General features: G+C 44.3%; 6 protein-coding genes. 3 read left to right on the top strand and 3 right to left on the bottom strand.

All coding sequences use genetic code 11. The features are described 5' to 3' along the window. Window positions 1-183: 183 nt before the first annotated feature. From MWU82_RS22840 to MWU82_RS22830, 3 genes are all read right to left on the bottom strand, one after another. Window positions 184-1,014, bottom strand: a complete 831-nt coding sequence (locus tag MWU82_RS22840) for an amidohydrolase family protein (RefSeq protein WP_247098052.1) — start codon at window positions 1,012-1,014, stop codon at window positions 184-186. 105 nt (window positions 1,015-1,119) lie between these two features. Next, on the bottom strand, window positions 1,120-2,772 hold the full coding sequence (locus MWU82_RS22835) for an altronate dehydratase family protein (RefSeq protein WP_247098051.1): 1,653 nt from the start codon (window positions 2,770-2,772) through the stop codon (window positions 1,120-1,122). 18 nt (window positions 2,773-2,790) lie between these two features. Next, window positions 2,791-3,798 (bottom strand): zinc-binding alcohol dehydrogenase family protein, encoded by a 1,008-nt coding sequence (locus MWU82_RS22830; RefSeq protein ID WP_247098050.1) that lies wholly within the window; start codon window positions 3,796-3,798, stop codon window positions 2,791-2,793. Window positions 3,799-4,435: 637 nt separating this feature from the next. On the opposite strand from MWU82_RS22830, the gene MWU82_RS22825 reads away from it, so the two are divergent. The 3 genes from MWU82_RS22825 (at window position 4,436) to MWU82_RS22815 (ending at window position 9,666) form a co-directional block, all read left to right on the top strand. Then, complete coding sequence (locus tag MWU82_RS22825; protein WP_247098049.1) at window positions 4,436-5,116, top strand: FMN-binding protein; 681 nt, start codon at window positions 4,436-4,438, stop codon at window positions 5,114-5,116. Window positions 5,117-5,651: 535 nt separating this feature from the next. Next, window positions 5,652-6,782, top strand: a complete 1,131-nt coding sequence (locus tag MWU82_RS22820; RefSeq protein WP_247098048.1) for a saccharopine dehydrogenase C-terminal domain-containing protein — start codon at window positions 5,652-5,654, stop codon at window positions 6,780-6,782. A 166-nt stretch (window positions 6,783-6,948) separates the two neighbouring features. Beyond that, complete coding sequence (locus MWU82_RS22815; RefSeq protein WP_247098047.1) at window positions 6,949-9,666, top strand: bifunctional YncE family protein/alkaline phosphatase family protein; 2,718 nt, start codon at window positions 6,949-6,951, stop codon at window positions 9,664-9,666. The last annotated feature ends 135 nt before the right edge of the window (window positions 9,667-9,801 follow it).

The raw sequence follows: 9,801 nt of genomic DNA, 5'->3' as shown, positions 1-9,801 counted from the left end.
TATGCCTGCCTAACGGCTAGGCAAGCTCGCAATGACGGCATTGAACTTTCAACTTTCAACATTGAACATTCAACACAAATCTTTAGTCTAGGCTCTAGCATCTAGATTCTAGGTTCTGTCTCTTTCCACGAAGTGACGAACTTTTGACTTTATAACTTTATAACTTTCAACTTAACCACTGTCTCACTCCAGTCCATAAAAATCCACTGCATTCAGCCCCATGATGGCGGCCTGCTCAGCGGTGCTAAGGCTGGAAATGAAATTGGTGGTCAGCTCTTTTACCTGGGTGTAGGTTCCAGCAACCAAGCAAACGGGCCAATCGGAACCGTACATGCAGCGTTCAGGGCCAAAGGCCTCAAGGACCAAGAGCATATAAGGATGTATCTGTTCCGGGGTCCAGGTTTTGAAATCGGCCTCGGTGATCATGCCCGAGATTTTACAGTGTACGTTTTCGTGTTTGGCGATTTCCTTCATCATGGCCGCCCAACCGTCATAAAAGCCATCCTTGATATAGGGTTTGGCAATATGATCGATGACGAACTTCTGATTTGGGAATTTTTTCACCAATTCCAGAGTAGCCCCCAACTGATGCGGAAAAACAAGGATGTCATAGACGGCCCCGTATTGCTCCAATTTGGAGATGCCCCTTAGGAAGTCGGGACGCAACATAAAATTATGGTCTGCCTCGTCCTGTACTATATGTCGGTACCCCTTTAGATTCTTGTCCTTGGCGTATTTTTCCAATGCTTGGTCCACGTCTGGACTTCTCAGATCTACCCAGCCCACGACGCCTTTAACAAAAGCGTTGTTATGGGCGTGTTCCAAAAGGAAATCGGTTTCCGCCAAGGTCTGGTCCGCCTGTACCGCCACACAGCCATCCACGCCGTTTTTTACAAATACCGGTTTTAGGTCCGAGGGTAAAAAATCCCTTCGGATAACCTTCATTTGCTCGTTTATCCAGGAGTGACTTACAGGGCTATATTTCCAGAAATGTTGGTGAGAATCTATTATCATGTTATAAAGTTGAAAGTTATAAAGTTATAAAGTTGAAAGTTATAAAGTTGAAAGTTGAAAGTTTTCTTGGTTTTATGTTCTTTAGCTCTCCTTCGGAGAGACCAGTTATAGGGAAATCCCCCTTTTCCAGGGGATAAAGTCGTTCTGCTCCAATCTAACCGCGGCTGGGACAATGTTGCCACTGGCCACCTCTATGATATAGTCCAACAGTTCCTCTCCTTTGGTCTGTATGGTATCCTCTCCGGTAATAATGGTACCGGTATTAAAATCGATAATGTCTTTCATACGCTCACTAAGGGCATTGTTGCTGGACATTTTTATGACCGGGGCCACTGGGTTGCCAGTAGGGGTGCCCAAGCCGGTAGTGAAGGCAATAACATTACATCCCGATCCGGCCAAACCTGTGGTACTCTCCACATCGTTTCCGGGAGTACATAAAAGGTTCAGGCCATTTTTGGTGACTCTTTCCGTGTAATCCAATACATCCTGTACCAAGGAAGTACCTCCTTTTTTAGCTGCTCCGGCCGACTTCATAGCGTCTGTGATGAGTCCGTCCTTAATATTTCCTGGCGATGGATTGTTTTCAAATCCGGAGCCTATGGAAACCGCTTTGGCGGAATATGCCCTCATAATATTGGCAAACTTTTCTGCATTTTCCGGTGTTTCACAACGGTTGATGAGTTCCTGCTCTACGCCATTGAGTTCCGGGAATTCCGAAAGCACGGTAGCACCTCCCAAAGCCACTATAAGATCGGAAGCATAGCCAAGGGCCGGATTGGCAGAAATTCCTGAAAATCCGTCCGATCCTCCACATTCTAATCCCAATACCAATTTGCTTAATGGGGCGGGTTGGCGTTTTACCTTGTTGGCTTCAATAAGGCCCAAAAAGGTCTTCTTTACCGCTTCCTCTATAAAATGGCGTTCGCTCTTGCTTTTTTGTTGTTCCAATATATGTAATGGTTTGGAAAAGTTGGGATCGCGTTTGGCTATGGCAGCCTCCAAAATTTTCACCTCTGCGTTCTGGCAGCCCAAACTAAGAATGGTGGCCCCGGCAACGTTGGGATTGGTAATATATCCTGCCAAAAGGTTGCACAGGGTGTCCGAATCCCCACGGTCACAGCCGCAGCCTCCGTCGTGGGTAAGGAACTTAATGCCGTCCACATTGGGGAAGGTCCTGTTCTGTTTAATATCCTCGGCCGTTTTAATAAGGGGGGCAGCCATCAGGTCATCCGTACTGGCCCCTTTTTTGTATTGGGATACCAGTACTTCGGTATCTATGATATAGTCTTGGGCAGTCTCATAGCCCAATGCATTGAGTAGGGTAGTGCGCAGTACGTTAACATTTCTGTTTTCACAGAATACCATAGGGATTACCAGCCAATGGTTGGCGGTTCCCACACTGCCGTCGGCACGGTGGTATCCATTAAACGTGCTGTTTTTCCATTTGGAAATATCCGGAGCCACCCAGTGGGATTGTTGTTCCCCCACATTGTAATCGGAAGAGGCATGCACCACATTTTCTATTGTAATGCTTTCCCCTTGGGCAATGGGCTTAACAGCTTTTCCTATCAGGGCACCGTACATTAGGATAGGGTCTCCCACCTTGAAATCCTGAAGGGTGAATTTATGTTTGGCGGTAACATTGTTTTTAAGAGGGAAGGATTTCCCCTCAAAATCTACCACATAATCTTTTTTCATATCCTGCAAAGCTGCAAGGATATTATCGTTGGGATGTATCTGTAAAAAGTTCTTGGACATAATGGAATGCTAATAATATTAAAATTCTACCGTGGCTTTTATTACTCCTGTAGCGGGTTTTAGCCAGCTGTCGAAATTCTCTTTCATCTGGGTGAAATGCACGTTGTGGGTAATGAACGAATCTGTCGGAAACTGGTCCAGGACTTGGATGACCCGTTCAAAATCGGCCACCGTGGCATTTCTGCTGCACATAATGGTGGTTTCTTTGGCGTGTATGGCCGGATGGGTAAAGGTAAGTTCCCCTTTGGAGAGTCCCACCAAAATATACCTACCGCCGTGCGACATATAGTTGGGTCCCTGTTCCAGGGCTCCCTTGTGGCCCGAGGCATCGAATACTGCCGTGGCCATATCGCCATTGGTAATTTCTGAAATCTGTTTTACGGGGTCTTTGGCCACATTTACAATATGGTCCACCCCAATCTTTTCCTTGGCATACTGCAGTCGGTCCTGGTTCATGTCCAGGGCTATGACCTTGGCTCCTTCTATCTGGGCCAATTTCATGATGCCGATACCAATGGGGCCGCAGCCTACGACCACAATCGTTTCCCCAGGTACTATCTGCGCCCTACGGATAGAGTGTGCCGCTATCGCCAAGGGTTCTACTATGGCCATCTGCTCGTTGGTCAGGTGCTTGGCAGGCAACAATATATCCACCGGTACGGTGATCTGTTCCTGCATACCACCGTCTGTATGTATACCTAGGACTTGGATCTGGGTACAGCAATTGGTCTTGCCGTTCCTACAGGCCACACAATGGCCACAGCTTAGGTAGGGCATGATCACTACATTATCCCCGGCCGCTATGCCTTTATCGTTTTCGTCGATCTCCAATACAGTAGTAGCCAGTTCATGGCCCAGGATTCTAGGATAGGTAAAAAAGGCTTGATTGCCGGTATAGGCATGCAGGTCGGTACCGCAGATGCCTACCTTGTTCACTTTTAAGAGGGCTTCCCCTTTTTTGCGTATCGGGGCTTCTTTTTCCTTTAACTGAAAGTCCCCAGGTTCCTCACAAACAATGTATTTCATGCGATTAATTCTTTTATTTTTTGTGGTTGATGTGATTGATCATTATCATTTTAAGGCTGTTGCATGAAAGTACAAGAGCAAAAATGCTAATATGGTTTAAGGGTGTAATTTAGCCAAAAAGATTTAAAAATTGTTCAATGTTCAAGCTTGAATGTTGGATAGGGTTAATTGTGTATTGGGAAGTGGAAAATTAGTATAGATTGATGAGAGAAAAGAGAAAAGAGCAAAGACTAGCCAGAGTCAGGAACCTAGAAACTAGACTAAGACTTGGGTTGAATGTTGAAAGTTAAATGTTGAAAGTATTAATGTTATAAAGTTGAATGTCCTCACGGTGATGGAGCGTTGGAAGAATCTAGAACCTAGATGCTAGAGTTGAGACTAAAGATTTGTGTTGAATGTTCAATGTTGAAAGTTGAAAGTTCAATGCCGTCATTGCGAGCCTGCCCGGCCGTAAGGCAGGTGATTTTGTAAAACGAAGTGGAGCAAAATTGTATCGAGAAGCTCTCGAACTATCGCTAGGGACTAGAATCTTAATATATGTGACTGACCAAAATCATTTCAGGAATTATGTCTTGGTATTACCTTCGGAAATAACACTGAAGTTAATTTGGTGAGTTTTAAATTCAAAAAAATGAATATGGAGAAAATAAAAATACTTTTGATGATCATGGTTGTATTGGGGTGGAACTGCAAGGAAAACCCAAAACAGACGGAACAAAAAAATGAAGCCGTTAAAGAGGTAATCCAAACCACAACCGACTTACCGGAAACTATTAAGGAAATTGCATTATTTGCCTCGCCGACTTTTACGGATTCCACGAAAATCCAAGACCTAATAATTTTTAAAGAGCTGAATACTTCAAGTGGCACCATTTCTAACATTGATTTGGAAAGGGCGGGCGAGCTGTATAAAAAGTTGGCGACGCGCGGGCAAGCCACTTCCCTGCCCATATTTGAAGTCAAGGAAACGGACCTAGTTGTTCTACCTGTACAGGGTGTTGGTTTTGGTGGGGCCATTTGGGCAAAGGTTCTTTTGGACAAAAAGACGTTGGAAATAAAAAACATAGCCTTTGAACACAAAGCAGAATCTGAAGGTTATGGGGCGGCAGTTAGCGAAAAAACATTCGAAGATCAGTTCTTGGGTGTGAAAATCAATTTGGAGGAAGACACCTTTACATTGCAAAAAGCCATTGAAAAAGCCAATGACGACGGACATTTTATTGACGGGATTTCCAGTGCAACCATGACAAGCAAGGGTGCCGTTTCCATGTTGAACGAGGGTTTGCGAAAGTATGGTGGCTATTTGAAAGGGAATTGACAAGGCTTCAGTAATCAGTTTTCTTCAGCCATTAGCCAGTAGGCAATAGTTTAATGTTTAAAAGTTAAAAGTTAAAAGTTGAAAGTTGAAAGTTGAAAGTTGAAAGTTGTCACTTCGCGTCCTCCCTTCTAATACTCTGGCCAAAAAGCGGAACAGGCTTAACCAAGGGAAGGAGCTTTTTTGTTCGTCACTCCGACAGAGAAGTAAACGGCGTGCACAAACGGGTTCTCGATACAAAATGGCTATTGCCCGTCACTTCGAGTGATTTTATGAAGCTCAGCGTAATAAAATTGTATCGAGAAGCACATGAACTACACAAACGGGTTCTCGATACTAAATGCCTATCGGCATTTCACTCGAACTGACGATAGAGTCTAGATTCTAGGCTCTTGCCTCTTAGCATCCACGCCTTTCTGTGTGAGCCTGCCTACCAGCAGTTAGGGAGTCCTACGAAGTAGAATAGTATCTACAAGTAACGGAGGAAACTTCCAAGAAAAAATGCTATCTTTCTTATAACAATTTTAGGGACCAAATTATGTCGTACAACATGGTTATTGCCGGAGCTGGGGGTATTGCCCAGGCCGTTGGATTAATAATGGCGGATTGGGGCAATGTTCCCCTAAAAATATTTATTGGTAATCGGACGCTGGAAAAGGCGGAAAAAGTAGCCCATTGGATCGGGAAGGGCACTACCAACCCGGGAGTGGTCAAGGCATTTTGCCTTTCCGAAACCGGTCTGACGAAAGAAATGGAGGACATTTTTACCCAGGGCGATGTGCTGCTGGATTGTCTTCCCGGTAGTTTGGCACCTAAAATGGCGAGCTATGCCAAAGATTTTAAAATGCATTATGTAAACCTCACCGAATATGTGGCGGAGACCAATGAAATTATAGCATTGGCCAAAAATGCCGAAACCGGTTTTGTGCTGCAATCAGGTCTGGCACCAGGGTATATCGATCTGTTGGCGCATCATCTCTTTCTGGAATTTTGCAGCAAGCACAAGGTAGATAAGCTGCAGTTTAAGGTTGGGGCCTTAACGGACCATGCAGTGGCACCACATTACTACGGATTTACTTGGAGTCCAGTGGGGGTAGCCACGGAATATATTAAAGATGCGGAAGCAGTACGCGATTTTAAAAAAGTACCGCTTAAATCCCTCTCGGAAAGGGCTACGATCATTATAGATGGTAGGACCTATGAGGAGGACCTTACTTCAGGTGGGGCCGCCGATCTGCCAGACGCTCTGGCCGGCAAGGTGCGGAACTTGGATTATAAGACCTTGAGATATCCCGGGCACTACGCCTGGGTACAACAGCAAATTGCAAGTTTTAAGAATGCCGATGCAGCCATTAAGACCCTTCAGGAGAAAATGGAGAGTGGGATTCCCCATATAGAGAACGATCAAATTGTACTGTATGCCGCAGTGGAGGGTAAAGATTGGCAAGGGACACTTAGAAGGAACGAGGTTTCCAAGCTAATATATCCGCAAAAAGTGGGGATACACAGACTTAGGGCCATACAGACCACTACTGCAGCACCCATGGTTCAGGCTGCTTTTATGTTAATGGAGTCCGAACACAAAGGCGTTGTTCTACAAAGTCAGATAGATCCAAAGCCTTTTTTGAACGGTAATTTTGTAGCACCTATTTATGGCTATATCAATTAAGCCTAAATAGAATTTGGATATTTGTTTGGCTGTTTATAACTTTTACTTCAATTAAATTATTTTAATATAATGTAAAATTATGGTTAAGACCGTTTTCCTTTGGTCAAAAATGCGTAATATTATTTTTTTTATATAAAATATCTATTTACACTTTAAAATCAACCTAATGAATCGGCTAATTATCCTCCTTTTAACCCTAGTTTTTATTTCTTGTAATTCACGCCAAAATAGCATTTCCATTTTGCAGGTACCCGGCAAAGACCAGTACAGTATTATTGATGAAAACGGAATATCTATTTTGGCCAGTGGGAGGTATGTAACTCCGGTAGGGGATAAATTGCGGATTACACATGATCCCTTTGGGATGGCCGTGTCTCCTGATGGGAGCAAGGCGGTTACCCTGCACGACGGGGTTTTTACTGTAATAGATGTAGCCTCCTTGGAGTCGGTCAGGATTCCAAGTTATGATGGCACTATTCCTTCACCGTTGGCAAAAGGGTCCTTTTTGGGGGTCGAATTTGCACAGGATTCCAAAACGGTTTATTTAAGTGGGGGAGATACCGGAGCAGTGATCCAATACGATGTGGAGAACCTTGCAAAAGTGGATTCCATTTCTTTAAATGGTATAGTTGATGGGAAGGATTATCAAGATAGTTTTACTTCGGATCTGCGGATAAATGAAGCCGAGAACGAATTGTTGGTGTTGGATCGTGCAAACTTTAGAATGGTGCGTATCGATTTGGATACCAAAAAAATAAAGGGATCCGTTAATGTGGGTCGACAACCTTTTGGTTTGGCGATCAGTCCAGATAAAAAGCAGGCCTTTGTGGCCAATGTTGGAATGTATTCCTATCCCTTGATCGAGGGTGCTACTCCGGCCAATTACGATTCCCTAATGATTTCCCATCACCCTTATGGGGACAACACCAAAGAGTCCATAGAAGGTACCGTAGTAGAAGGTCGTAAAATCCCTGGCGTAGGAAGTCCGTTGCATCCTGATGCCATGAGCGTTTTTACCATAGACCTTGATAATAATAAGGTGATCAAAAAATTTAAGACAGGGCACCAAATAGGGCAGACGGTGGAAGATGCTGAAGTAGTAGGGGGAGCAAGTCCAAATTCCATTGCTGTAGGGAAACAATTCGCCTATATAACCAATGCCACTAACGACAATATCACGATTATTGATCATATGAGTCAAGAGATTGTTGGCCATATTCCGATAAAGGTCGATGCCCGTATAGACAAATACCGTGGCCTATTGCCTTTCGGAATTACCATGGATAAGGAAGAAAAAACACTGTACGTGGCCTTGTTGGGGTTCAATGCGGTAGCCGTAATAGATATTCCATCCCAAACTACCAAAGGACTTATTCCCAGTGGATGGGGGCCTACAAGGGTGGAATTGTCCAAAGATGAAAAGAATATTTATATCATTACCTGTAGAGGTCTTGGAGCCGGACCCAATGGTGGGAAGGACTTTGTAGAACCCCCACAGGGCGATTATATAGGCGACATTCAATTGGGCAGTTTCCAAAGGGTAGCTATGCCAACCGATGAAAAGCTTGCCGAGTATACCAAAATGTCCATCGACAATACTTTCAGGGAAAGCACCATAACCGATGACGGTACCAATCCCTTGCCTCCCTTGCCAAAACTGCGTCAGAGTCCTATAAAACATGTGGTGTATATTACCAAGGAGAACAGGACCTACGATGAGGTTTTTGGGCAGCTTAAAACTGGAAAGGGAGATAGTACCTTGGCACGTTATGGGGTTAATAATACCTATACCTTACCGGATTCGGTTCAGGCACAATTCCCCAACCTCCGCATTTCACCCAACCACCATAAGGCTGCAAAGCAATTTGCCTATTCGGACAATTACTATTGTGATAGTGATGCTTCCGTACATGGCCACCATTGGCTGGTAGGGGTTATTCCCAATGAATGGGTAGAGGCCAATGCCAGTGTAAGCAAGACCGCTAAAATATTTTCGGACGCTCCTGGGCGTCGTCATCCGGGAACGATCGGGAGTGTAGATCCAGAAGACTATGCCGAGATTGGCGGACTTTGGGAAGCCTTGGATAGGGAAAAGGTTTCTTTTTACAATTTTGGACAGGCCAATGAAACAGCGCATGTGCGTGAGGATTGGTACGATACCAATACAGGTGCTGCCCACGGGGTGATGGTGCCCATGCAAAAGGCACTTTTTACAAGGACCAGTCACGACTATGCCGGTTATAATATGAATATCCCCGATCAATACCGGATGGATCAGTTTGAAAGGGAGTTTACAGAGAAATGGATCGAAGGGGAGGAAGACATGCCGCAATTAGTAACCATGATGTTACCCAATGATCATGGGGCTAGAGTCCGTCCAGAGGATGGATACCCTTACCCACAATCCTTTATGGTAGATAATGACCTGGCGGTGGGTAGGGTACTGCATTTTCTTTCCAGGACCAAATATTGGAAGAATATGTTGGTCATTATTACAGAGGATGACCCACAGGGAGGTGTAGATCATGTGGATGCGCATAGATCCATTCTTATGATGGCAGGCCCTTATGTAAAAAAGGGATATGTTTCCAATACCCATGCTAATTTTGGGGCCATTTTAAAGACGATGTACAACATATTGAATGTTCCCTATGTTAATCAGTTTGATGTTACGGCCTCATTGCTTCAGGATTTTTTCACCTCAGAGCCCGACTTCACACCCTATACCTTGGAGCGCCATGATGAACGTATGTACAACGCCGAACTCTCTATGAAGAAGTATAACAAAACCATAGATTGGCGCAAAATAGAACAAGGCCCCCCAATGGATAACGAGGACGATGCCAGGGTGAACCATTATAAGAACAAGGCGGATGAGGAGTAGGCAGTAATCAGTGGTCAATAAACAATGTACAGTGAACAGTTTTTAGTAAACAATTTGCAATAATTGTTAGTGAACACTTTTTAGTAGTCAATAGTCAATAGTCAATAGTCAGTAATCAGTGAACGGTTTTAGTTT

Source organism: Arenibacter sp. S6351L (genome assembly GCF_023016025.1).
GTDB lineage: Bacteria > Bacteroidota > Bacteroidia > Flavobacteriales > Flavobacteriaceae > Arenibacter > Arenibacter algicola_B.
Note: the sequence above shows the minus strand (reverse complement) of the source record. Positions and strands in the feature narration are given on the sequence as shown.

What these genes read in the sequence shown, in the direction of transcription:
- MWU82_RS22820 (WP_247098048.1), top strand. Translation starts at nt 5,652, where the DNA reads ATGTCGTACAACATGGTTATTGCCGGAGCTGGGGGTATTGCCCAGGCC.
- MWU82_RS22840 (WP_247098052.1), bottom strand. Translation starts at nt 1,014, where the DNA reads ATGATAATAGATTCTCACCAACATTTCTGGAAATATAGCCCTGTAAGT.
- MWU82_RS22815 (WP_247098047.1), top strand. Translation starts at nt 6,949, where the DNA reads ATGAATCGGCTAATTATCCTCCTTTTAACCCTAGTTTTTATTTCTTGT.
- MWU82_RS22830 (WP_247098050.1), bottom strand. Translation starts at nt 3,798, where the DNA reads ATGAAATACATTGTTTGTGAGGAACCTGGGGACTTTCAGTTAAAGGAA.
- MWU82_RS22825 (WP_247098049.1), top strand. Translation starts at nt 4,436, where the DNA reads ATGGAGAAAATAAAAATACTTTTGATGATCATGGTTGTATTGGGGTGG.
- MWU82_RS22835 (WP_247098051.1), bottom strand. Translation starts at nt 2,772, where the DNA reads ATGTCCAAGAACTTTTTACAGATACATCCCAACGATAATATCCTTGCA.